General features: G+C 39.0%; 25 protein-coding genes and 1 other RNA gene. 14 read left to right on the top strand and 12 right to left on the bottom strand.

Translation table 11 applies throughout. The annotated features are described in order from the left end of the window. Positions 1–137 precede the first annotated feature (137 nt). Positions 138–668: a lecithin retinol acyltransferase family protein gene (locus tag IAE19_RS06870; protein WP_200460185.1), complete on the top strand. Its 531-nt coding sequence runs from the start codon at positions 138–140 to the stop codon at positions 666–668. A gap of 350 nt (positions 669–1,018) precedes the next feature. Here the strand turns inward: IAE19_RS06870 and IAE19_RS06865 are convergent, their stop codons facing one another. Continuing rightward, positions 1,019–2,746 (bottom strand): glutamine--tRNA ligase/YqeY domain fusion protein, encoded by a 1,728-nt coding sequence (locus IAE19_RS06865; protein WP_200460184.1) that lies wholly within the window; start codon positions 2,744–2,746, stop codon positions 1,019–1,021. 168 nt (positions 2,747–2,914) lie between these two features. Between IAE19_RS06865 and IAE19_RS06860 the strand changes: the two genes are divergently transcribed. The 3 genes from IAE19_RS06860 to nfsB all read left to right on the top strand — a co-directional run bounded on the left by IAE19_RS06860 (position 2,915) and on the right by nfsB (position 4,930). Further along, positions 2,915–3,424, top strand: a complete 510-nt coding sequence (locus IAE19_RS06860) for a peptidylprolyl isomerase (protein ID WP_200460183.1) — start codon at positions 2,915–2,917, stop codon at positions 3,422–3,424. 18 nt (positions 3,425–3,442) lie between these two features. Next, entirely contained in the window at positions 3,443–4,162 is a 720-nt protein-coding gene (locus IAE19_RS06855; RefSeq protein ID WP_200460182.1) for a UDP-2,3-diacylglucosamine diphosphatase, read from the top strand. Between the two features lie 114 nt (positions 4,163–4,276). Then, the gene (gene nfsB, locus IAE19_RS06850) at positions 4,277–4,930 is read left to right on the top strand and encodes an oxygen-insensitive NAD(P)H nitroreductase (protein ID WP_200460181.1); all 654 of its coding nucleotides are present in this window, start codon (positions 4,277–4,279) and stop codon (positions 4,928–4,930) included. Between the two features lie 165 nt (positions 4,931–5,095). Here the strand turns inward: nfsB and IAE19_RS06845 are convergent, their stop codons facing one another. The 4 genes from IAE19_RS06845 to IAE19_RS06830 form a co-directional block, all read right to left on the bottom strand. Further along, entirely contained in the window at positions 5,096–5,950 is an 855-nt protein-coding gene (locus IAE19_RS06845; protein ID WP_200460180.1) for a DMT family transporter, read from the bottom strand. Between the two features lie 86 nt (positions 5,951–6,036). Then, positions 6,037–7,074 (bottom strand): class II fructose-bisphosphate aldolase, encoded by a 1,038-nt coding sequence (gene fba / locus IAE19_RS06840; RefSeq protein ID WP_200460179.1) that lies wholly within the window; start codon positions 7,072–7,074, stop codon positions 6,037–6,039. A gap of 122 nt (positions 7,075–7,196) precedes the next feature. After that, positions 7,197–7,484, bottom strand: coding sequence for a hypothetical protein (locus IAE19_RS06835; RefSeq protein WP_200460289.1), 288 nt, complete (start codon positions 7,482–7,484; stop codon positions 7,197–7,199). A 137-nt stretch (positions 7,485–7,621) separates the two neighbouring features. Further along, on the bottom strand, positions 7,622–8,809 hold the full coding sequence (locus IAE19_RS06830; protein ID WP_200460178.1) for a phosphoglycerate kinase: 1,188 nt from the start codon (positions 8,807–8,809) through the stop codon (positions 7,622–7,624). A gap of 137 nt (positions 8,810–8,946) precedes the next feature. Here IAE19_RS06830 and IAE19_RS06825 point away from each other — a divergent pair, with 137 nt between their 5' ends. The 4 genes from IAE19_RS06825 (at position 8,947) to IAE19_RS06810 (ending at position 12,936) form a co-directional block, all read left to right on the top strand. Beyond that, on the top strand, positions 8,947–9,330 hold the full coding sequence (locus IAE19_RS06825) for a DUF2237 family protein (protein WP_200460177.1): 384 nt from the start codon (positions 8,947–8,949) through the stop codon (positions 9,328–9,330). Beyond that, the gene (locus IAE19_RS06820; RefSeq protein ID WP_200460176.1) at positions 9,330–9,923 is read left to right on the top strand and encodes a Maf family protein; all 594 of its coding nucleotides are present in this window, start codon (positions 9,330–9,332) and stop codon (positions 9,921–9,923) included. The genes IAE19_RS06825 and IAE19_RS06820 overlap by 1 nt, the downstream gene beginning before the upstream one ends. 56 nt (positions 9,924–9,979) lie before the next feature. Beyond that, a complete protein-coding gene (locus tag IAE19_RS06815; RefSeq protein WP_200460175.1) occupies positions 9,980–11,152 on the top strand; it encodes a cupin domain-containing protein in 1,173 nt (390 codons plus the stop codon). A 113-nt stretch (positions 11,153–11,265) separates the two neighbouring features. Next, positions 11,266–12,936: an FMN-binding glutamate synthase family protein gene (locus IAE19_RS06810; RefSeq protein WP_200460174.1), complete on the top strand. Its 1,671-nt coding sequence runs from the start codon at positions 11,266–11,268 to the stop codon at positions 12,934–12,936. 93 nt (positions 12,937–13,029) lie between these two features. Here the strand turns inward: IAE19_RS06810 and IAE19_RS06805 are convergent, their stop codons facing one another. The 4 genes from IAE19_RS06805 to IAE19_RS06790 all read right to left on the bottom strand — a co-directional run bounded on the left by IAE19_RS06805 (position 13,030) and on the right by IAE19_RS06790 (position 16,118). Further along, positions 13,030–13,971, bottom strand: coding sequence for a Dyp-type peroxidase (locus IAE19_RS06805; RefSeq protein WP_200460173.1), 942 nt, complete (start codon positions 13,969–13,971; stop codon positions 13,030–13,032). Positions 13,972–14,130: 159 nt separating this feature from the next. Then, positions 14,131–14,913, bottom strand: a complete 783-nt coding sequence (locus IAE19_RS06800; RefSeq protein ID WP_200460172.1) for a glutathione S-transferase N-terminal domain-containing protein — start codon at positions 14,911–14,913, stop codon at positions 14,131–14,133. A gap of 15 nt (positions 14,914–14,928) precedes the next feature. Further along, positions 14,929–15,441, bottom strand: coding sequence for a ribonuclease E activity regulator RraA (rraA, locus tag IAE19_RS06795; RefSeq protein ID WP_200460171.1), 513 nt, complete (start codon positions 15,439–15,441; stop codon positions 14,929–14,931). Positions 15,442–15,452: 11 nt separating this feature from the next. Continuing rightward, complete coding sequence (locus tag IAE19_RS06790; protein WP_200460170.1) at positions 15,453–16,118, bottom strand: nucleoside-diphosphate sugar epimerase; 666 nt, start codon at positions 16,116–16,118, stop codon at positions 15,453–15,455. Positions 16,119–16,327: 209 nt separating this feature from the next. Here IAE19_RS06790 and rpsT point away from each other — a divergent pair, with 209 nt between their 5' ends. Next, positions 16,328–16,597, top strand: a complete 270-nt coding sequence (rpsT, locus tag IAE19_RS06785; protein ID WP_004987979.1) for a 30S ribosomal protein S20 — start codon at positions 16,328–16,330, stop codon at positions 16,595–16,597. A 97-nt stretch (positions 16,598–16,694) separates the two neighbouring features. Here rpsT and IAE19_RS06780 read toward each other — a convergent pair whose 3' ends face one another. Both IAE19_RS06780 and IAE19_RS06775 read right to left on the bottom strand, forming a co-directional pair. Then, positions 16,695–17,438, bottom strand: a complete 744-nt coding sequence (locus tag IAE19_RS06780) for a phosphoglycerate mutase family protein (protein WP_200460169.1) — start codon at positions 17,436–17,438, stop codon at positions 16,695–16,697. Positions 17,439–17,497: 59 nt separating this feature from the next. Further along, positions 17,498–18,355, bottom strand: coding sequence for a 3'(2'),5'-bisphosphate nucleotidase CysQ (locus IAE19_RS06775; protein ID WP_200460168.1), 858 nt, complete (start codon positions 18,353–18,355; stop codon positions 17,498–17,500). Positions 18,356–18,368: 13 nt separating this feature from the next. On the opposite strand from IAE19_RS06775, the gene IAE19_RS06770 reads away from it, so the two are divergent. From IAE19_RS06770 to IAE19_RS06755, 4 genes are all read left to right on the top strand, one after another. Next, positions 18,369–19,076 (top strand): HAD-IA family hydrolase, encoded by a 708-nt coding sequence (locus tag IAE19_RS06770; RefSeq protein WP_200460167.1) that lies wholly within the window; start codon positions 18,369–18,371, stop codon positions 19,074–19,076. Continuing rightward, the gene (locus IAE19_RS06765) at positions 19,060–19,500 is read left to right on the top strand and encodes an RNA-binding S4 domain-containing protein (protein ID WP_200460166.1); all 441 of its coding nucleotides are present in this window, start codon (positions 19,060–19,062) and stop codon (positions 19,498–19,500) included. The genes IAE19_RS06770 and IAE19_RS06765 overlap by 17 nt, the downstream gene beginning before the upstream one ends. A 158-nt stretch (positions 19,501–19,658) precedes the next feature. Continuing rightward, the gene (gene recA / locus IAE19_RS06760; protein ID WP_200460165.1) at positions 19,659–20,708 is read left to right on the top strand and encodes a recombinase RecA; all 1,050 of its coding nucleotides are present in this window, start codon (positions 19,659–19,661) and stop codon (positions 20,706–20,708) included. 50 nt (positions 20,709–20,758) lie between these two features. Next, a complete protein-coding gene (locus IAE19_RS06755; protein ID WP_200460164.1) occupies positions 20,759–21,244 on the top strand; it encodes a regulatory protein RecX in 486 nt (161 codons plus the stop codon). Positions 21,245–21,254: 10 nt separating this feature from the next. Here the strand turns inward: IAE19_RS06755 and ffs are convergent. Further along, positions 21,255–21,351: signal recognition particle sRNA small type (gene ffs, locus IAE19_RS06750), an RNA gene on the bottom strand. A gap of 384 nt (positions 21,352–21,735) precedes the next feature. Between ffs and IAE19_RS06745 the strand changes: the two genes are divergently transcribed. Then, positions 21,736–22,611, top strand: coding sequence for a YbgF trimerization domain-containing protein (locus IAE19_RS06745; RefSeq protein ID WP_200460163.1), 876 nt, complete (start codon positions 21,736–21,738; stop codon positions 22,609–22,611). Positions 22,612–22,617: the final 6 nt, after the last annotated feature.

Raw genomic sequence — 22,617 nt, 5'->3', positions numbered from 1 at the left:
AGAACAATAACAAGTAAAATATGCTCAGAGTAAGTATTTTTGCACTTTTATAGAACACTTTCACACAATAATGGTTATAATCAGGTCTGTATCATCGTAATACAATACAGTTGTTTACTTTATTGGATCTGGTGAATATGCAGCATTCAATCAAACGTTTTCCCATTGGTTCTCATCTTATTGTGAAGCATTTGGGTTATAGCCATCACGGTATTTACGCAGGTCGTGGACGTGTGATCCATTATTCAGGTTTGGCGCATCTTTTTAAAAAGAAACCCATTGAGATTACTACGCTTGAAAAATTTTCCCACGGCAAAAAAATTCATGTACGTTGTTACCATAATCCAAAATATAAAGGACGTATGATCGTACGGCGTATGCGTTCGCGTATGCATGAAAATTATTATCACTTGATTATTAATAATTGTGAACACTTATGTAGTTGGGCAATTACAGGCGTTGAAAGTAGTCCTCAAGTGGTAAAAATGATGAATCGACTCACGACCTTGGGTTATATCAGCTCTATTATGAGTTATATGAACAGTTTTTATCTAACTATTGCAACTACCTGTTTTGCACTTGTCCTTTATATTAAGAAAAAGCTACGCGATAAAGCTAAAATGCAAATGCCAACTTATTTATTTTATAAACAAGATCATAAAGAATAATAGGCAAATACCAAAACTAAGTTTTTATGATGGATAGCGATTTTCGAGTTATAGAATAAAAAAAGAACGATCAACAATTTAAGAATCAACATTTAATAACCATAAAAAAGCCTCTACAGGTAGAGGCTTGATTGAATTGTGAAACAGAGATCGCCTCTAACTGCGTACAACAAAGTATCATTATTCAAAAAATAGACTTGATCTATTTTGAGTTAAATTTAACCAGATTACACTGCGAGGCCTTGCGAAAAAATAAGGCAATGCTCAAATTATCCTGCGGGAGCCTTGCGAAAAAATAAGGCAATGCTCAAATTATCCTGCGGGGCCTTGCGAAAAAATAAGGCAATGCCTTATTTTTTCTCAGGTTTGAAGCTGTCTTTTAAATCAAGAATACGATTAAAAACAGGCTTTTCAGCACTATGATCATATTGATCGGCTACAAAATAACCTTCGCGCTCAAATTGGAAACGATCTTCAGGTTTTGCCTGAGCCAATGCAGGCTCAATATAAGCTTGAACCACTTTTAAAGATTCAGGATTTAGATTTGCCAAGAAGTCATCATCTGCATCTGGCGCTGCTTCTGTAAACAAACGCTCATAGATACGAACTTCCGCAGGAATCCCCTTCGTTGCAGACACCCAGTGAATCACGCCTTTTACCTTACGACCTTCTGGATTTTTACCTAAAGTAGCGGGGTCAATTGAACATTTCAATTCAATCACTTCACCATTTGCATCTTTAATCACCTCATCACATTTAATCACATACGCATGACGTAAACGCACCTCACCGTCTGGAACCAAACGTTTAAAGCCTTTAGGTGGTACTTCCTCAAAATCTTTACGGTCGATATAAATTTCACGAGTCAATGGAATGACACGTTCTCCCATTTCCACGTTTGGATGACGGGCATGTTTCAAATCCAATTCTTCAGGCAAATTGGTCAAAGTGACTTTGAGTGGATCAAGAACTGCCATGCCACGTGCTGCTGTATTTTCCAAAGACTGACGAATACAGAATTCCAGCATTGCCACATCGACAATCCCATCGGTTTTTGATACTCCTACGCGTCGGCTAAAATCACGCAAACCTTCTGCTGTAAAACCACGGCGGCGCATACCCACCACTGTTGGCATACGTGGATCATCCCAACCATTAACATAACCACCTTCAACCAGACGGCGCAATTTACGCTTAGACGTAATGGTGTAATCAATATTTAAACGTGAAGACTCATATTGACGCGGCACAGCTTGAGAATGAACTTTTTCTACGACCCAATCGTAAAACGGACGGTGATCCTGGAATTCCAGCGTACACAATGAATGTGTAACCCCTTCTATGGCATCTGACAATGGATGCGCATAATCATACATCGGATACATTTTCCATTTATCACCCGTCTGGTGATGTTCAGAATGCAAAACACGATACAAAATTGGGTCGCGCATGTGTACATTATTACTTGCCATATCAATCTTGGCGCGTAACACCGCTTCACCTTCTTTAAATTCACCGTTACGCATTTTTTCAAAACGTTCTAGATTTTCCGCAATTGTTGCATCACGATACGGTGAGTTTTTACCTGGCTCGACAAAATTACCACGATTCAGCTTGATTTCTTCAGGTGTTTGCAAATCGACATATGCATTACCTTGTTCAATCAGTTGAATAGCCCATGCATAAAGTTGGTCAAAATATCCCGATGCGTACCGTGGTTCACCTTGCCATTTAAAACCCAACCATTTAACGTCATTTTCAATACCATCAACATATTCTTGTTCTTCTGCATCTGGGTTGGTATCGTCAAAACGTAGATTGCAATAACCATCAAATTCCTCTGCCACACCAAAATTTAAGCAAATTGCTTTGACATGGCCAATATGCAGATACCCATTTGGCTCAGGTGGAAAACGAGTCACAACTGTTTTAGTTTTGCCACTGGCTAAATCATCAGTAATAACCTGACGCACAAAATCTAAGCCAGCCTGTTGTTCTTGCTGCGCAGAATCGACAGATGCATGAGTATTCGATGTCGGAGAATTGGGCACAGTTGAAACAACATCATTTGGCTTCATATAAATATTTCACTTCTTTACAGTTAAAATTTGACTGAATGAAACGTAATCTTCGTTTTTTATCAAAGAAATTTACGTTTTTTACTTGCTATGTAGTTTACAGTTTGCTTATGCTTCTCTCAACCAAAAAACCCATGGCTTTCATGTCCATGATTAGGAGATTATGTAATGAGTTTTCCTCAAGTCGAATTAAACACCAACAAAGGTCGTATTGTTCTTGAGCTTAACACTGAAAAAGCGCCTAAAACAGTTGCTAACTTCTTGGAATATGTTCGTGATGGTTTCTATGATGGTGTCATTTTCCATCGTGTGATTGATGGTTTTATGATCCAGGGCGGTGGCATGGACGAAAACTTCAAAGAAAAAGCTACTCGTGATTCAATCGAAAATGAAGCAGACAATGGCTTAAGCAATGATGAAGGTACTATTGCTATGGCACGTACCCAAGCACCTCACTCTGCGTCTGCTCAGTTCTTCATTAATGTTAAAAACAACTCATTCCTTAACCATACTGGTAAAACAGCTCAGGGTTGGGGTTATGCTGTGTTTGGTAAAGTTGTTGAAGGTATGGATGTTGTAAGCGAAATTAAAAATGTTCGCACAGGTAACCGCGGTTATCACGCTGATGTTCCTTTAGAAAATGTTGTAATCGAATCTGCTAAAATTATTTCAGAATAATTTTTAACGGAATCTTTTGTGACTTATCTGTTTATTTCAGATTTACATTTGTCACCTGAACACCCTCGATTGATTCGGGGGTTTTTAGATTTACTTTGCCATTATAAAGAGAAACACACCCAACTTTATATTTTGGGTGATTGGTTTAATGCATGGATTGGTGATGACTATAGTGCCCCTTGGCTAGATGAAATTGTTACTGCCTTAAAGCAATTTGATGCTTCAGGTAATCAAATTTATTTTCAGGTGGGTAACCGAGATTTTGCTTTAGGTCAGGTTTTTTTAAAGCAATTTAACGGCGTTTTGCTTCCAGATACTTACACTATCAAAATTGCAGGCCATCAATATCGGCTCGAACATGGGGATGCTTTATGTACTGATGATCTCGCTTATCAACGATTTAAAAAGATTATTCGCAATCCTTATCTGATTGCATTTTTGAAAAAAACCCCGTTGAGTTTTCGGCAAAAGCTTGCCAATGGCTTTCGCAAAAAAAGTCGCGAAAATAAGCAACAAAAATCTTATGAAATCATGGATGTAAATAATCAGGCTGTTTTAAAAGCTTTATCTGATATTGATTATCTGATTCATGGACATACTCACCGTCCTGCAATCCATCCTTTAGAGCAAAAACTTAGAATCGTTTTAGGCGACTGGCGCGAAAAAACAGGTGAAGCCATGATTCTAGAAGTTGATGAAGAAGGCCAACAGCACTTCATAAAATGGCAGATTGATTAAAATATAAAGCATTTGTATTGTTCAGTTGATTTTTATTGAAAAACATTTCATCTCTTTAAATTTCGATTTATGATCATGAGCTATGTATATAACTTACAAATCAGGTTGATGATCATGAACTTATTAGATACTGCCAAAAGCCGCTATACCACTAAAGCTTATGATCCAACAAAAAAAATAAACGGCGAACAGCTTGAACGTTTATTAGAAGTACTGCGTTTAACTCCATCTTCAGTCAATATTCAACCGTGGCATTTTTTAATCGCTGAAAGTGATGAAGCTAAACAACGTATCGCTAAAGCCATGACAGGACGATATGCTTATAATGCCCCAAAAGTTTTAGACTCGTCACATACTATTGTATTTTGTACACGTATCGATGCAACTCCTGAGCATCTTGAACAATTACTTGAGCAAGATGATCTGAATGGTCGTTTTAAGGATGAAAAAGCCAAGCAAGGTCAACGCGAAACCCGTGCAGGTTATGTTGATTTTTATCGTAACGAACAAAAAAATCTATTTGGCTGGATGGAAAATCAAACCTTTATTGCGCTTGGTCAATTACTTCTTGCAGCAGGACTAGAAGGTATTGATGCCACGCCAATGGGTGGTTTTGATGAAGATATCTTAAATGAAGAATTCGGTTTAACTGAAAAAGGCTTTCGTGCCTCAGTAGTCGTTGCCTTGGGTTATCGAAGTGAAACAGACTTTAATGCCAAATTACCAAAATCACGTTTAAGTGATGATGTGATTTTTACTCAGCTTTAATTTTCATCTTTTCCTCATCGGGCTACCTAAAAGTCTGATGAGGTTTACCTACTATTTTTAAAGTCGAAATTCAAAAAATTTTCAATTCATTTGGTCATGTTAAGAAATTTTATCCGTTTAGCTACAGCAACCAAACCTTATTTCGGCTATAAATAAAGGATTCTATTATATCGCTTGAGCTAGGCAAATGACGCCTGCTAAACCTAATATTAAACCTAATACTGTCATCCAGTTTGTTTTTTCCCTAAATAAAATCAAACCACTCAAAATACCAAACACCACCACTAAAATATTCATACCTGCAAAAACAATAGCTGGAGAATCTTTAAGCAACATATGGGCTTTAACGTATAACGCGATATTGGTAAAGTTTAACATCCCCAAAATCAAACCAGCCAGCATGTTCTTGGTCAGCCATGCTTGTTTCAAGACAAAACCGACATAGATAAATGAAAATATAAATGATGCCATAAAAATCAGATTCAGCGTAACTGAAAACTGTAGACCTAAGCTACTCGTGTATTTAAGAAGAATATCGACGAATGCATAACCCACCCATACACCGATTAAGGCGATCATGGCTTTATGGTGATTGGAAGAATTTTGACTTTGCCCTTTTGCCAGAATAATACTTAAAACTGCGGCTAAACCTAAACCAATACCCACAATTTTTAAGGTATTAAAATTTTCATGAAAAATAAAATATGCAGCCAATAGAGACAATACAACTGATAAACGTTGCGCAAGCTCTGTTTTTATAATTCCTGCAAATTGTAATGATTTTGCCAAACACAAAAATATACTGGGTAAAATCAAGCCCAATACAATAATTAACCACCACGGTGTATGCTGTATAGAAAGATGACCAAGGTCAGGTTTGAACCAGATGAAACACATCAAACTGGCACTGACATAATTCCAGACGATCATCTGGATGGGTTCAAAACCTTTTTCTTTAAGCCATTTAAGTAAAATCGAAACAGATACACTACATAATGCTGAAAATATAATGAATTGCATTTTGTTCTCGCGGTTTTATCTTTTTTGTTGATAAAAGAAAAGCCCACTATATGGGCTTTTCCAGAATCTTATAAATAACAGATTAATTATTTATAACGATCAACCATTATTTCTAAAGAAATTGGACGAATTTTATCGGCATTTCCCGCAGTACCAAAAGCTTCATAACGGTCGATACAGATTTGTTTCATGGCATCAACAGTTTTGGCAAAGTATTTACGTGGATCAAATTCAGCTGGATTTTCCGCCATAAAGCGGCGAATCGCACCTGTCGAAGCTAAACGTAAATCGGTATCAATATTGATCTTACGCACACCATGTTTAATCGCTTCAACAAGCTGATCAACTGGTACACCATAAGTTTCACCAATATTACCGCCGTACTCGTTAATGATTTTTAACCATTCCTGAGGTACAGAGCTTGAACCATGCATAACCAAATGCGTATTAGGCAAAGCAGCATGAATTTCTTTAATACGATCAATCGCCAGAATATCGCCTGTAGGGGGACGAGTAAACTTATATGCACCGTGAGAAGTACCCACTGCAATCGCCAAAGCATCAACATTGGTATCTGCAACGAATTGTTGAGCTTCTTCAACTGAAGTTAAAAGCTGAGAATGATCAAGTACCCCTTCTGCACCCACACCATCTTCTTCACCCGCTAAACCCGTTTCAAGACTACCCAAACAGCCAATTTCGCCTTCGACGGATACGCCGCATGCATGCGCCATTTGTACTACACGGCGAGTGACATCAACGTTATAGTCATAATCTGTTGGTGTCTTGCCATCAGCAGCCAATGATCCATCCATCATTACTGAGCTAAAACCCAATTGGATTGAACGCTGACAGACATCAGGGCTTGTACCATGATCCTGATGCATTACCACTGGAATATGTGGCCATTCTTCAACCGCCGCTAAAATAAGATGGCGCAAGAATGGCGCACCCGCATATTTACGAGCGCCAGCCGAAGCCTGCACAATCACGGGTGAATTAGTAGCATCCGCGGCCAACATGATTGCGCGCATTTGTTCTAAGTTGTTTACGTTAAACGCTGGTACGCCATAGTTGTGTTCTGCGGCGTGATCCAAGAGCTGGCGCAATGAAATAAGTGCCATAATATCCTCCCAGGTAGTGCGACATATTCTACCTTGTCATTTGTTTCAAATCAGCAACAAATCACAGGATTTCAAAAAAAATCCCTGCTTTGGCAGGGACTTTTAACAAAAGCCTACATAACTTAGTGTACTTTGTCCTGTTTTGGCTCAACAGCGGCCGCTTCTGCTTCGGTTGCAGGCGTTGCTGGTTCAGCAGGTGCGTTTGCGACAGATTCAGAAATATCAGTATTTTTCTCATCCATTACAGGTTTATCTAATGCATCAATTGCTGCTTGTTGTTCTGGCGTGATTTTTTCCTGAGCTGGTGCAGCCTGACCTTCTTGAGAGGCAGGTGCATCATTTTTTTTAGCACAGGCAGTTAAAGTTAAAGGGACAATCACTAGAGCAGCCAAAGCAAGTTTCAATTTCATCATGTTTTCCTACAACTCTGATTACTGAATGCATTTTAGTTTATTGCAGCTTTGTGACAGTTATATGAATCTAAAATGAAAAACAGGCCAATATTAATTGGCCTGTTTTCAAATTTATGACAAAAATCTTTTAGTGATTATGCACGTTCTAACAATACAGCAACCGCAGGAAGCGTTTTACCTTCTACAAACTCAAGGAATGCACCGCCACCCGTCGAAATATAACCAATTTTATCAGCCACATTGTATTTATCAATTGCAGCCAAAGTATCTCCACCCCCGGCAATAGAGAATCCCTCTGATTCAGCAATCGCCAATGAAAGTGTTTTTGTACCCTCGCCAAATTGGTCAACTTCAAATACACCTACTGGACCGTTCCAAAGGATGGTCTTGGCAGTTTTTAATATTTCAGCAAACACTTTCGCCGTTTCAGGACCGACATCTAAAATCATGTCATTATCAGCAATGTCTTCAACTTTTTTTACGACTGCCTGAGTATTTGCCAATGAACCTAAAAAGTCATCAAAATTGATGTGTGAGGCATCTGCAACCACAACATCTGTTGGAAGTGGCACTGACACTTTAGCCGCGATTGCTTTTGCTGTATCAATTAAATCATTTTCACACAGTGATTTACCGACATTAAAACCAGCAGCTGCCAAGAAAGTATTTGCAATACCACCACCGACAATTAATTGCCCGCAAATATCAGAAAGTGAAGTTAAAACATCAAGTTTTGTTGAAACTTTAGAACCTGCAACAATCGCAACCATTGGCTTTTCAGGTGTTTGAAGTGCACGACCGAGTGCATCCAGCTCAGCCGCAAGTAATGGGCCTGCTGCCGCAACTTTGGCATAACGCGCAACGCCTTCAGTAGATGCTTCAGCACGATGTGCAGTACCAAATGCATCCATCACAAAAACATCGCAAAGCGCAGCATATTTTTGTGCCAGATCTGGACTGTTTTTCTTTTCACCGTGGTTAAAGCGTACATTTTCAAGCAAAACAACCTGACCAGCGTCTACTTCAACTCCATCCAAATAGTCTGTATAAAGTTTCACATCCTGATCCAATGCTTTACTTAAATACGTTGCGACAGGTGCAAGTGATTGTTCTAGTTTTGGTTCACCTTCAACTGGACGACCTAAATGAGAGAACACCATGACCGCCGCACCTTTTTCCAAAGCAGCTTGAATCGTTGGTAATGCAGCACGTAAACGTGCATCGCTGGTAATTTCTCCATTTTTTACCGGAACGTTTAAATCTTCACGAATAAGGACACGTTTGCCTGCTAAATCAAGGTCAGTCATGCGCTGAAAATTCATGTATTGCTCTCTTTATAGATTTAAAAACGCGCCAATTTTAAATGATTACACTAAAAAAAGTTAGTTTTTTTGCAGAAAAGCTGTAGAAAGATAAACTTTTGATTATGATAGTTTCAGCTGTTTTACGATTAAGGCCTATGTCTATTCATCCAGATCCAAAAATTAATCGCTTGAACGTATTGGGCGAACCCTTAGCAAGCTGTTGTTTTGATCCCATTACAGGTTATTTTCGTAATGGGTTTTGTCATACCGCGGTCAATGATCTTGGACAACACACTGTGTGTGCCGAAATGACCTCCGAGTTCCTGAGTTACTCACAAAAAGTCGGAAATGATCTGATTACACCGCTTCCAGAAGTTGGCTTTCCGGGCGTTAAACCTGGTGATTTCTGGTGTATTTGTGTCACTCGCTGGGTAGAAGCCTATCAGGCAGGTTTTGCGCCACCTATTAAACTACAGGCATGTCACCAGTCAGTTTTAAGCTATGTACCTTTAGATGTCCTGATGGAATATGCAGTTTAATGAATCATCCTGATATTATATTGGCATCTAGCAGCCAAACTCGTAAAGCCTTGATGGATCGGCTTGGTATTGCTTATCGCTGTATTTCTCCAGATATTGATGAATCTTTAAAAGGTGAAAGCAATGCCGATGATTTGGCACGGCGTTTGGCTTATGAAAAGTCGCACGTTATTTCAGAAAAGTATCCAGATGCTATTGTTATTGGTTCTGACCAAGTCGCTTGGAGAAGCAATACACCACAGGACTTCATTGGTAAACCCTTAACGACTGAAAATGCCATCGCACAACTGATGTCGAATTCAGATCAAACTGTATGTTTTAGTACGGGCCTTAGCATTCAACATTTACAAAGTGGCTTTGAACAAACCCTGGTTGAACATTATCAAGTTAAATTCCGTACGCTTGAATTTGACGAAATCCAACGCTATGTGTCTATCGAGCAACCTCTACAATGTGCAGGTAGTTTTCGCTGTGAAGGTTTAGGTATTAGTTTGTTTGAGTCCATGTCGGGTCCAGATCAAACTACATTGATGGGTTTACCCATGATTCAGCTCTGTTATGTTCTTCGCCAACTCGGTTTGGTTATTCCTTAATTTTTAATCGTTTTTTTGCATGGTCTTATTGCATCGTTTTTTTAAATAGGCGTTTTATGTCACAAGCTTTAGATGTATTGGGTGGAATCACCGCAGAGCAATTTCTTGCTGAATATTGGCAGAAAAAACCGTTATTGGTTCGTAATGCCATGCCAGAAATTATCAACCTTCTTGAACCTGATGATGTCAAGGAACTGGCTCTAGAAGAAACTATTTCTGCACGTTTGCTCAAGCAGAAGGATAAAGATCCAAATCAATGGAGCGTAAAATCATCTCCGCTCATCAAAGGTGATTTTCAGAAAATGCCAAAACTCTGGACTTTATTGGTTCAGGCGGTAGATCATTACTCTTTTGATCTGGCAGAACTCTGGAAAAAGTTTCCATTTATTCCACAGTGGAGACGCGATGACATTATGGTGTCCTATGCACCTAAAGGTGGATCTGTCGGCAAACATTTTGATTTTTACGATGTTTTCCTTGTTCAAGGCTATGGTCATCGTCGCTGGCATCTTGGACAAATGTGTGATGAATCAACCGAGTTTGTTCCAAATCAACCTTTAAAATTATTGCCCGACATGGATATTCATTTTGATGAAGTCTTGGCTCCAGGCGATTTACTTTATGTTCCCCCTGGTTTGTCACATTACGGTGTTGCTGAAGATGATTGCTTGACCTTTTCTTTTGGTTTTCGTATGCCAAATATTGCCACCATGATGGATCGAGTTAGTGATCATTTTGCAGACAATGCTGAATTGAAAAACCCATTGTTAGATATTGTTCGTGATCAAACTTCCGCGATTGGTGAAATTACAACCAATGAATTGGCTTACCTTAAAACCAAAGTGCTTGAGCAATTACAACATTCAAGTCACTTTGAACATGCATTAATGTCATTAATGTCTGAACCGAAATATCCTGATAATCTACCTGAACCGGATGAAATTGAAATAGAGGATTTACTGGAAATCCTTGATACAGGTTATGAGTTACGCCTAGAACCCGCTTCACGACTTTTATATACCACTGAAGATAAGCAACTCTTATTTTGGGCAAATGGGGAAGAATGCTGTATTTCTGAAGCATTTGAGAACGCATTAAAACAGCTTGCAGATGGTGAAAGTCTAAATTTCGATCAATCTTTTCATCAGCAAGATATTCTTGAGGATATTGCCCAATTACTCAACGAATCTGTTTTGATGTTACTTCCTCCTGAAGAAGAAGCAGAATAAGTTATTTTGGGGCTGCGAGTTTAGAATAATTCTCAGCTCTAACAATTCATTACTTGAGCTCAAGCAGCCTTGTTGGCTAATTTAGATAACAATAAAAAAGGAACATTGTTTTAATGGCCAATTTGACCCAAAGTATTAGACACAAATTTTTAAATACCTTTTTTTCACGTCATTCCATCTGGTTTCTGTGCATTATTATTGCAATCAGCATTAGCTGGTTTCGTATTTCTTACGCACCTTATTACATCTATTACTTTGTTTCAGATACGGTACTAAATGGACTCTGGCTCATTACAGCATTGCTAAGCCTCGTTGGTCTGTATGATATTTTGCAAAGCAAACATTCCATATTAAGAAATTATCCTATCATGGGACATTTTCGTTTTTTCTTTGAAGATTTTCGACCTGAAATTAGACAATACTTTATTGAAGCCGATCAGGATGCTTTACCATTTTCAAGAATGCAACGTAGTTTGGTTTACCAACGTGCAAAAAATGAAAATGCCGATAAACCCTTTGGCTCAATCATCAATGTCTATCAAGACGACTATCGCTTTATGGTGCATTCCATTACCCCATGCCCCCCCGCAGATCCCAAAACATTTCGTATCGAAATAGGTAATCATCAATGCACACAGCCTTATAGCGCATCGATTATGAATATTTCTGCCATGAGTTTTGGTAGTTTGAGTGCCAATGCTATTCGTGCGTTGAATAAAGGTGCCAAAATGGGCAACTTTTATCACGATACCGGTGAAGGAAGTTTAAGTCCTTACCATCTGGAAAATGGTGGCGATATTGTCTGGGAAATTGCCAGTGGTTATTTTGGGTGCCGGACTCTGGATGGAAAGTTTGATCCTGAGAAATTTAAGAAACAGGCTGCACTTCCCCAGATCAGAATGATTGAAATTAAACTTTCTCAAGGCGCAAAACCGGGACATGGTGGAATCTTACCCAAAAATAAAATTACTGAGGAAATTGCTGAAATCCGTGGTGTGCCACGTGACCGTGACTGTGTCTCACCCCCAAAACATTCTGCATTTAACACGCCAATTGAGATGATGCATTTTATTCAACAATTACGTGGACTATCAGGTGGAAAACCCGTGGGTTTTAAACTCTGTATCGGCCAACCATGGCAATTTATGGGGATTGTGAAAGCCATATTAGTCACTAAAATTATTCCTGATTTTATTGTAGTAGATGGTTCTGAAGGTGGTACAGGTGCTGCACCTGTGGAATTTAGTGATTTTATCGGAACGCCTCTACGTGAAGGCTTACAGTTTGTACATAACACATTGATTGGTGCTGGAATACGCGATCAGATTAAACTAGGTGCCAGTGGAAAGATTATTAGTGCTTTTGATATTGCCAGCACGTTTGCTCTTGGTGCAGACTGGGTCAATTCCGCACGTGGTTTTATGTTTGCGGTAGGCTGTATTCAGGCACAAAGTTGCCATACCAATCAGTGTCCAGTGGGAGTCGCCACACAGGATAAAGATCGCCAAAAAGCAATCGATGTGCCCACCAAAGCAGATCGTGTTTTTCATTTTCAGAAAAATACATTACATGCTCTGTCTGAAATGATCGCGGCAGCTGGCTTACAACATCCATCAGAAATTAAGGCACATCATCTGGCTCAACGAATTAATGATCGTGAAATCAAAAATTATGCACAACTACATTTTTTCTTTAAAGGTGGAGAACTTTTAGATTGCCATGAAAAAGATGATGAAAATTTTTATTATCGAATGTGGAATATGGCGATGGCAGAACGATTTTAATTTTAGCCCATTCAATATTTAAAAATCCCAGCTTAAAAACCCAAGCAGATCATTCGCTTGGGTTTTATTATTTAGGCCTGCACACGACTTAAATCATTCATCTCCTAAATCATCAAGAAAATCAACGGTAGGAACAAAAAATAAGGTTCCTGTCTGTGCTGTGCTAAAGTCCAATAAACGGTCTAAATGCCCTTCAGCATTACCCAAAAACATATGTTCTAACATTTGACGTGTTGTACTAAATTTATTGGCATAGCCGATAAAATAGGTTCCATATTCCCCTTTACTTGGATTAGCAAATGGCATATTGGCGCGCATGATTTTCAGTTCATTCCCTTCATCATCATAGGCTTTACTCACATTATTATGTGCTGTTCCCGGTTTTACCTCATCACCTAGCTCAACATCATTAAACTTTTTACGACCAATCACTTTTTCCTGTTCTTCATCGCTTAAGCCACGCCATTTATCCATATCATGAATGTACTTTTGTACAAAAGCATAGCTCCCACCAGTAAATAATGGATCTTCTGTACCAACTAGAGCATATTCTGCGGCAATTTCAGGTTCAGGATTTTCTGTACCATCTACAAAGCCAATAATGGCACGGCCATCAAAATAACGGAAACCATGCACTTCATCGACAGGATGAGTCAAATCTTTTAATTGTTCATGAATAATACTGGCCAATTCAAAACATAAAGCTTGACGGTCTGCGCGAATATGGAAAAATAAATCCCCAGCAGTCGAAACAGCAGTATATTTTGGCCCTTTAATTTCTTTAAAAGTGGTTAACTCGTGGGGTTTAGGCTGCCCTTCAAACAACATATCCCATGCATTTGAACTGAAGCCCAAAACAGCATTAAAATTATCATCTGGATAACGTGCTCTTAAGCTACGCGTCAATGCTGAAAAATTTGCTGAAAAATCGATAACTTTTTCTTTTACACCATCGGTTAAAGAGAGTCCCAATACAATAAATAAAGCGTTTTCACCTGGACGACTAGTAACAGGTTGAACTCGAGTTAATGTCATAAACCTCTGCCTTGTCTGAGCATTTTATTCTGTTACTAATTTAACATATTGTATATAAAAGCTTACTTTAGAATGATTGAAAACTTTATAGCCGTATAAAATACAAACAAAAAAACGGATAAGTCATAAACTTATCCGTATTCTTTTACCCATGAAACTTTAGGCTTGTCCGTATTGTTTCTTTAAATATTTCACAATTTCAGCAGACTCAAATAGCTTAACTCCAGTATTTGGATCCACTAAATAAGGAACTTGCATTTTCCCCTGCATTTCTGGCAGCATTTTTTCACGTTTGCCACCAACCAAAGGTACATATTTTCCTGGCTTTAATCGTAACACTGCTGGCCCCTGATCTTGCCAACGTTCCTTTGGTATATTATGTAAAATGTAAGGAATTTCTAATTCCGTCAACACTGCGCGAACAATACGTGAATAGGGACTAGCCTCAAAACTCCAAAGTTCAAGCAATTGCGCAGGCGCAGCACGATTTACGATCTTCTTATCGACCCAGACTCCACGTGCCATATTTAAAAGTGTTCCTGCGAACTCAGGCACCGGTATTTTAGGATAATGACTATATTTATTAGGCGTTTTTCCAGTTCTACCGTAATTTTTGAAAAGATGATGAATAATTTCCTGAGACTCAAAAAGCTGGTCACCTGTATTTTCATCGATCATAAATGGAAACCGTAATTTCCCACCTTTTTCTTTCACAATTTGACGATACTTTTGACCACCTTTAGGACATGGATAAATTTCAACATCCAGATTGAGCAAAGTCAAAGCCTCTCGTACACGACGACAAAATGGCGATCCTTCAAATTCATAAAGCTTAATTGGTTTTTCTGGTTGAATGGGAAACGGTGTACCAATGACTCCACGCCCCCCTCCGGCAAGACTTGATGTAAGCGATTGCAAGACCTTAATTTGATGAATCACCATAACGTTATCCTGTTATTATAGATTTGTGAGTTGTTCTTTAGCGACTACAATGCCATTGTTATCAGCATAGATAAAATCACCCGATTGAAATGTCACCCCACCAAAGTACAGATTCACATCCACCTCGCCTATGCCTTTACGGTTACTTTTTTGCGGAATTGCAGCCAATGCATGCACGCCCAAATCCAGTTCAGCAAGTGCATCCACATCACGAATACAGCCATAAATCACCACGCCATTCCAGTGATTTTGTACGGCTGACTCAGCAATCATATCGCCCATCAACGCACAGCGCATGGATGCGCCACCATCGACTACCAGAACTTTTCCTGTTCCATCTGTCGCTAATAATTCTTTAACGCGTGAATTATCTTCAAAACATTTTACAGTCACAATTTGTCCACCAAATGTTTTACGTGCACCGTAACTTTTAAAAAAACGTCCATCTAACGAGGGTGTTAGCACCTGAATATCATGTTCAGGATGGTCGTCGAGTAAATCACAGGTTACGAAAGGCACTGTTGTCATGTTGCTCTCCATTATGAGGTCATTTGTATGGCTAAATTATCATAAACTTTAAAAGCTTCCATTTGCGTATTTGCAGCTACGACCATGGTATGAGCCAATTGTTCTGCGGTAACAGGTTTATATAAAAATGGTTTCTTCCAAATATTCTGCAAACTTAAAAATAATTTTTGTGCGGCGCTTTCCAATAATCGCTGCTCTTCTCGCTCACCGATCAACAAAGAAGGATGAAAGATTGAAAGTCTGGTTAATGTCAATGTTTTTAAATAATCTTCGAGTTGCCCCTTGACCCTGTTATAAAACACAATTGAGGAGGAATTTGCGCCTAAAGCACTCACCACCAGTAAATGCGTTTCTTTATCCTGAAGTAAATCAGCAAAATGAGCATTGATTTCATAATCAATCGCGTAAAATTTCTGCTTAGAACCTGCTTTTTTAATGGTTGAACCCAGACAACTAAATGCATGTGTATAGCCACTGACGTCCTGATCATTCAGTAACAAAAAATCTTCAAGTAAAAATTGTTGAACTTTAGAGTAGTTTTTAAATTCATCTAGCTCCTTGCGTACAATAACGGTGATATCTTCAAATTCTGGTGCTGCTTGTAATTGGTTTACAAGCGCTTTTCCCACCAGTCCTGTCGCGCCAATAACGAGGGCTTTATTCTTGATATTTGTCATATTTTAAACAGCCTGAGTATTTTTGCCTTAATTTAGCCTGTTCTTGAGAATTTATCACCATCAAAAGCGTTGCAAAAACGTCTCAAGACTTGACTTAACCGCACCGATTCATCAAAATATGGCACTTGTTTACGGGCTGGTGATAGTTTTAACTATAACCGGTGAAACTTCAGCCCGCCCAGACCAATCAAATTTCAAGGAGTGCAAGAGTGGCAAACTCTGCTCAGGCAAAAAAACGTGCGCGTCAAAACGTTAAAGCGCGTAAACACAACGCAAGCTTGCGTTCTATGGTTCGTACTTACATCAAACGTACTGTAAGCGCAATCGCATCTGGTGATTATGCTGTTGCTACAGAAGCTTATAAAAAAGCTGTTCCTGTAATTGACCGTATGGCTGATAAAGGCATCATCCACAAAAATAAAGCTGCTCGTCACAAGAGCCGCTTAAACGCTCAAGTTAAAGCATTAGCTTCTAACTAAGCAGCAAATAAAGAAAGCCCTACTGGGCTTTTTTTATTGCTCTGGAAATAATAAAAATATTTAACGCTTCTTTTTATGATTGGCTGTGTTCGCTCATTTATAAACGCCGATCAACCTGTATAAAATCACTTACATTCAATTGATGAACTTCACCTCGCCAAATCCATTTAAGCTGGCTATTGATAAAGTCATCTCCTTCAAACCAGACGAATAGACCCTCCATCATGGCAGGCCAATCTTCTTTATCAATCTGACTTCGACCAGAAATAACCGCAACAATAGCAGCAATAATCGTGTCATGACTCACAGCTAGGCTTAACCCCTGCGAAGTATTGGGATGCGTGTTATAGATCAGCTCTAGAACATCAAATACACCAGTAATAGGATGTTTCATACCGGGTAAAGCATTATTGACAAAACTATTAATAAAGCCCAATGCACCCTGTTCACGAAAGTAAGGCGCGGCTTTTTTTATATCCAGAACAAAACTACCCGGCTCAACCAATAAACCCTGTTCAACGATTTCAATCGTATGGGTGTTACTGGTAGGTGTAACCTGATCAGCCCCTTCAATCATAAGCGCAGCGGTATCAATACAACGTTGAATAGGACTAGAAATACAGTGCTGAATGATTCGACCTGTATTTTGGATGAGACAAGCACCCCATTCCTGAGCCAAAACCCGACCAGGCTCAGTTAACTGTAAGTCGTATCCCGCCAAGCCCTGTCCATTCACAATTTCACGAATCGAATGTCGTGTAAAAAGTGTCACAGGAATAGTGCCATCAGGCAATAAATCAATTGCCTGTAACATACTAGGAGGTAATAGCTTAAGTGCCATAAATCATCTTATATTGTCATTTTCATTACCTGCCCACTATACCATGCAGGTAAAAACTCTCAATCTGTAATCTGCAATTGCTTTAGCGCATTTAATGCTAAATCTTTTATTTCTGGCGTGGTAAACGCTAAAAAACCTGCATTTAAAATAGTATCACGCTTATTATATTGAAATGGTTGCCCTTTTAGCGTAATCAGCCCACCACCTATACTTTCCAGTAAACCCTGACCCGCACTGGTGTCCCACTCTGAAGTAGGATGAAATCTAGGATAAAGATCAATCTCCCCTTCAAGCATCATACAAAACTTATAGGCACTTCCTGCTTCACGCCGAACCACGGGATAATCCTGCTCAATAAAGGTTGTCAGCTGCTGATATTTGGTATTTTTACTGCTGTGGCTCAAACCAACCTGTAATTGCGTTATCTCTTGTTTATCAGCAATTTGATAACGCCACCATTGCCCATGATTAAACTGATATTTATAAGGTCGTTCATTCACAAACCCTAGATACATCTGCTGTTCACAAGGTACGATAATGATCGAAAAAATAGTTTTCGTATTTTCAATTAAACTTAAATTAATCGTAAATTCATCTCGCTCATGAATAAATTCTTTGGTTCCATCCAGAGGATCAAGCATCCAGCAAATTGGCCATTCGTGTCGATCAGAATTATCATTTTCTTCGGATAATACTGGATATATAGGCTGAATCTTAGCTAACGCTTTCATTAAAAAACGATTTATCTTTAAATCAGCCTGAGTCACAGGTGAATTATCACTTTTCTGGTGAATATTAAACTCGCTTCCTGCGGTATAACTTTGGTATTCTTCAAAAAGAATTTGACTCGCTTCCTGTAACACAGGTAACAATTGCATGATTAATGCATTCTGTGGCGCATGAGTTTTAATAAACATAGATTATCCCGTTATGCCAAATTGTAATTCTTCGACTTTGCCTATTGTCCTATTTGATATGGACGGTACGCTACTTGACTTAAGTTTTGATGATTTTATCTGGAATCAGTGCCTGCCTATACGCCACGCACAGATAAATCAATGCTCACTGCAACAAAGTCGCGATACCTTATTTCAGTTCTATCAACAACACAATCATACATTATGCTGGTATTCTTCAGATTATTGGACAGCAAAAGTCGGTGTAGATGTTTTAAAATTACAACAAGAATTTCAACATAAAATCCAGCCAAGACCGGGATGTTTTGAGCTCTTAAAAAGCCTTAATAATGAGGGCTATCGTTGCTGGTTAGTCACCAATGCTGATCAGCCAAGCTTAAAACTTAAACTTGAAAATATTGCACTTCGCCCTTATTTTGAAGTCTTAGTCAGTAGTCAACAGTTAGGTTTTGCTAAAGAAGATATTGGTTTTTGGCAAACTCTACAAGACCTACATCCCTTTGACCCTACAAAAGTTATTTTAGTAGATGACACGGCTCAGGTTCTTGAAGGCGCCAAACAGTTTGGAATCGAGAAGCTCATTACTATTACTCAACCTTCAAGCTTAAAACCAGCCCGTGATCTGGCAACACTAAACTATCCAGCTATTCATAGTTTAGTTGAACTTTTTTCTTATTTACCGCAATCTCAAGTTAAGGATGTTGATGTCAAAACAGCTTGAACAAAATACAAATGACTCGATGCGAGTCGATAAATGGCTTTGGGCAGCACGTTTCTTTAAAACGCGCTCCATTGCCAAAGCAGCCATTGAAGGTGGTAAAGTTCACCATGACAACGAACGAGTCAAGGTATCGAAAGAAATTCGCGTTGGTATGGAACTTACTATTCAGCAAGGTTTTGAACGCAAAACTGTAGTGATTAAAGCGCTTTCTGCAACACGAGGCCCTGCTCCAGTAGCACAATTACTTTATGAAGAAACAGAAGTAAGTTTAGCGCGCCGGGAGTTGATTGCATCACAAAGAAAATTGCATAATCTAGCGCGACCTGATCATCGTCCATCTAAAAAAGATCGTCGACAAATCAGTAAGTTTAAACAAGAAAATGATCAACAATTTGACCAATCGTGGTCTTATCATGATGATTAATTGAATGGCTGCTTATACACGTCATATTATGTCGTACTGGCATAATCTTGACATGGAATATTAAAAATAAATCTGTCACTATACACAGGTGGAACGAGGTTAAAATTCGACACATCCACTTTGAATGATAGTGATATACACAGTTTTGAGGTTGTGAGATGGATGATAATAAAAGCAAGGCATTAAATGCAGCTTTGAGCCAGATTGAAAAACAGTTTGGTAAAAATACAGTAATGCGCCTAGGTGACAATACCGTACAGGCGGTTGAAGCAGTCTCTACAGGCTCTTTAACGCTCGATATCGCACTGGGTATTGGTGGTCTACCAAAAGGCCGTATTGTTGAGATTTATGGCCCTGAGTCATCTGGTAAAACAACCATGACTTTACAAGCCATTGCCCAATGCCAAAAAGCTGGCGGCACTTGCGCATTTATCGATGCTGAACACGCACTCGATCCACAATATGCTCGTAAGCTTGGCGTAGACATCGACAATTTATTGGTTTCACAGCCTGACAATGGCGAACAGGCACTTGAAATCGCAGATATGTTGGTTCGTTCAGGTGCAATTGACTTAATTGTAGTCGACTCTGTTGCTGCATTGACCCCTCGTGCTGAGATTGAAGGCGAAATGGGTGATTCACATATGGGCTTGCAAGCTCGTTTAATGAGTCAGGCATTACGTAAAATTACAGGTAATGCCAAACGCTCAAACTGCATGGTAATCTTCATCAACCAGATTCGTATGAAGATTGGTGTGATGTTTGGTAGCCCAGAAACAACCACAGGTGGTAATGCACTGAAGTTCTATGCGTCTGTACGTTTAGATATCCGTCGTGTTGGACAGGTCAAAGAAGGCGATGAAATTGTAGGTTCTGAAACAAAAGTCAAAGTCGTAAAAAACAAAATGGCGCCTCCATTTAAAGAAGCATTGTTCCAGATTATGTATGGTAAAGGCACCAACCAACTGGGTGAAGTAGTCGATTTAGCAGTACAACAGGAAATCGTACAAAAAGCAGGTGCTTGGTATTCTTATAAGGGCAATAAAATTGGTCAAGGTAAAAATAACGTAATTCGTTATTTTGAAGAAAATACTCAAATTGCTCAAGAAATTGAAAAACAAATTCGTGAGCAATTACTGACTAGCACCCCGGTGGCAAATAGCGCCGAACATGAGGATGAAGAACAACCAGACTTTTTAGAAAGCTAATTAAGTCGAGATTGAACGCCCTGCGGGGCGTTTTTCATTTGGGATGACCTATGTATTCAAATTCAAATGACCAACCACAAAAGCCCCTGCTCACAGGCAGTCGTTTACGCTCTTATGCTTTTGCCTTACTTACACGTAAAGAATATGCCAAAGCTGAACTGATCGAAAAACTCAGTCTTTATGCTCAGGATAAAAATGAGGTTCTTGCGCTAGTTGAAGAGTTATCAGAACGTCAGTATCAAAGTGATCAGCGTGTAGCTGAAATGGTAGTATCCAGCCAGATTCGTAAAGGGAAAGGTCCAAACCGAATTAAACAAACACTCAAGCACAAGCAAGTGGATAGCAATTTAGTTTTAGAAGATATTCAAAATATTGACTGGTTACAGCAGGCTTATTTGCTTAAAGTTAAAAAATTTGGAGTTCATGTGGAAAAAGATCCAAAACAAAAAGCCAAGCAAATTCGTTTTTTGCAATATCGAGGATATGATATGGATACAATTCTAAAAGCGATTAGTCGAACGACTGAAGAAGAATAGCTGGTGGTAACCCTACTAGCAAAACCTCGGCACATCATAGATCTGCTACCGTTGCTACCTTCCGGTCCTGGCGGGGTTCACAGAGTACAATTGCGAAGCCACCAGCAGGGCTACCATTGCAAGAACAGAGTATAGAGATTTTTAAATGCGTTGCAAGTGCTATCTCATTTTTTCATACAGTTTTCGTTTCAATTGACTAAATCATCAACAAATTTAAAGATTTGTTCATTTTCCAGCTCCTTATCTGGCCTCTCACACTTAAGCCACAAGAAATTTAATGACTTAATCTCGTTATGAGAATTGATTTATTTGCCCCCCTTTACTTGTCGATAAGTCCGTATCAAAAATGAAAATGCTAAAATATTGTAATTACTTATTGCAATTCTACGGCAGGGTGTTTTTAATGGCATTTGCTTTCAATGTGTTTTTATAGCTGAATGACTCACAAACACATGGCTTGACGTTATATTTAAAATTATGGATTGTGGCTTATGCTAAAAAAGCATTCTTTATTCGCGATTACCCTACTCTGTGGCTCTTCTATTTATGCCAATGTTCCGATTGAATCTCGGGGCTTAAGCCAATCCAACTCTGGATCAATATCAGCGACAAATGATCAACCTGTAGCGACAAATCTGAACTGGCAATTGATGCAAAAGAATCAGCAGTTAGAAAATGATATACGTGTATTGCGTGGCCAGCTTGAAGAACAAGCACATGCAATCGATCAACTCAAAAAAGACTTAGCAAATCGTTATACCGATCTAGATCAACGCTTGGAACTATTAAACCAAAAAGTAGATCCTGATAGTGCTGCAACAGATGAAAATGCGGCAACAGATGCCAATGGTGCGACACCTGCTATTAGCAATAATGCACAAGCACCAGTAAATGCTGATCCCCAACCAACTCCCGCCGAACCAGCAATTCAAAACGATCAACAACCCGCATCAAATTCTCCAAATACTGCACAGACAGCAACAGAGAATAAAGATTCAAATGAACTTGATAAAGCGGCTTATACTGTTGCTTTGGACGCATACAAACAAGGTGGTGCAAAAAAAGCCATTGCACCAATGGAAAATTTTATTAAAAATCATCCAGACAGTATTTACACACCCAATGCTTATTTCTGGCTTGCTGAATTTCATTTGGCAACTGATCCTGTCAATTATGCTCAAGCCAAGAAAAACTATCAAATTGTGGCAGATAAATATCCCACCTCCAGTAAAGCGCCGCGCTCTTTATACCAGCTCTATAGCATCGCAAAAGATGTAGATCGCAAACCTGCTATAGCTACCCAATATAAGAACAAACTTCTTAGTCGCTATCCGCAATCTGAAGAAGCTGGTTTTATCAAAAAATAAATCCCT

It is taken from the genome of Acinetobacter sp. S40 (assembly GCF_016624705.1).
Lineage (GTDB): Bacteria > Pseudomonadota > Gammaproteobacteria > Pseudomonadales > Moraxellaceae > Acinetobacter.
Note: the sequence above shows the minus strand (reverse complement) of the source record. Positions and strands in the feature narration are given on the sequence as shown.

Bases quoted from the DNA above. Each gene is read 5' to 3' on its own strand.
- IAE19_RS06745 (WP_200460163.1), top strand. From the start codon at position 21,736: ATGCTAAAAAAGCATTCTTTATTCGCGATTACCCTACTCTGTGGCTCT.
- IAE19_RS06775 (WP_200460168.1), bottom strand. From the start codon at position 18,355: ATGTTTATTAAAACTCATGCGCCACAGAATGCATTAATCATGCAATTG.
- IAE19_RS06815 (WP_200460175.1), top strand. From the start codon at position 9,980: ATGTCACAAGCTTTAGATGTATTGGGTGGAATCACCGCAGAGCAATTT.
- IAE19_RS06830 (WP_200460178.1), bottom strand. From the start codon at position 8,809: ATGAATTTTCAGCGCATGACTGACCTTGATTTAGCAGGCAAACGTGTC.
- IAE19_RS06805 (WP_200460173.1), bottom strand. From the start codon at position 13,971: ATGACATTAACTCGAGTTCAACCTGTTACTAGTCGTCCAGGTGAAAAC.
- IAE19_RS06870 (WP_200460185.1), top strand. From the start codon at position 138: ATGCAGCATTCAATCAAACGTTTTCCCATTGGTTCTCATCTTATTGTG.
- IAE19_RS06810 (WP_200460174.1), top strand. From the start codon at position 11,266: ATGGCCAATTTGACCCAAAGTATTAGACACAAATTTTTAAATACCTTT.
- IAE19_RS06765 (WP_200460166.1), top strand. From the start codon at position 19,060: ATGTCAAAACAGCTTGAACAAAATACAAATGACTCGATGCGAGTCGAT.
- IAE19_RS06820 (WP_200460176.1), top strand. From the start codon at position 9,330: ATGAATCATCCTGATATTATATTGGCATCTAGCAGCCAAACTCGTAAA.
- IAE19_RS06800 (WP_200460172.1), bottom strand. From the start codon at position 14,913: ATGGTGATTCATCAAATTAAGGTCTTGCAATCGCTTACATCAAGTCTT.
- IAE19_RS06755 (WP_200460164.1), top strand. From the start codon at position 20,759: ATGTATTCAAATTCAAATGACCAACCACAAAAGCCCCTGCTCACAGGC.
- IAE19_RS06780 (WP_200460169.1), bottom strand. From the start codon at position 17,438: ATGGCACTTAAGCTATTACCTCCTAGTATGTTACAGGCAATTGATTTA.
- recA (WP_200460165.1), top strand. From the start codon at position 19,659: ATGGATGATAATAAAAGCAAGGCATTAAATGCAGCTTTGAGCCAGATT.
- IAE19_RS06860 (WP_200460183.1), top strand. From the start codon at position 2,915: ATGAGTTTTCCTCAAGTCGAATTAAACACCAACAAAGGTCGTATTGTT.
- IAE19_RS06865 (WP_200460184.1), bottom strand. From the start codon at position 2,746: ATGAAGCCAAATGATGTTGTTTCAACTGTGCCCAATTCTCCGACATCG.
- IAE19_RS06835 (WP_200460289.1), bottom strand. From the start codon at position 7,484: ATGAAATTGAAACTTGCTTTGGCTGCTCTAGTGATTGTCCCTTTAACT.
- IAE19_RS06845 (WP_200460180.1), bottom strand. From the start codon at position 5,950: ATGCAATTCATTATATTTTCAGCATTATGTAGTGTATCTGTTTCGATT.
- nfsB (WP_200460181.1), top strand. From the start codon at position 4,277: ATGAACTTATTAGATACTGCCAAAAGCCGCTATACCACTAAAGCTTAT.
- fba (WP_200460179.1), bottom strand. From the start codon at position 7,074: ATGGCACTTATTTCATTGCGCCAGCTCTTGGATCACGCCGCAGAACAC.
- IAE19_RS06825 (WP_200460177.1), top strand. From the start codon at position 8,947: ATGTCTATTCATCCAGATCCAAAAATTAATCGCTTGAACGTATTGGGC.
- IAE19_RS06790 (WP_200460170.1), bottom strand. From the start codon at position 16,118: ATGACAAATATCAAGAATAAAGCCCTCGTTATTGGCGCGACAGGACTG.
- IAE19_RS06770 (WP_200460167.1), top strand. From the start codon at position 18,369: ATGCCAAATTGTAATTCTTCGACTTTGCCTATTGTCCTATTTGATATG.
- rraA (WP_200460171.1), bottom strand. From the start codon at position 15,441: ATGACAACAGTGCCTTTCGTAACCTGTGATTTACTCGACGACCATCCT.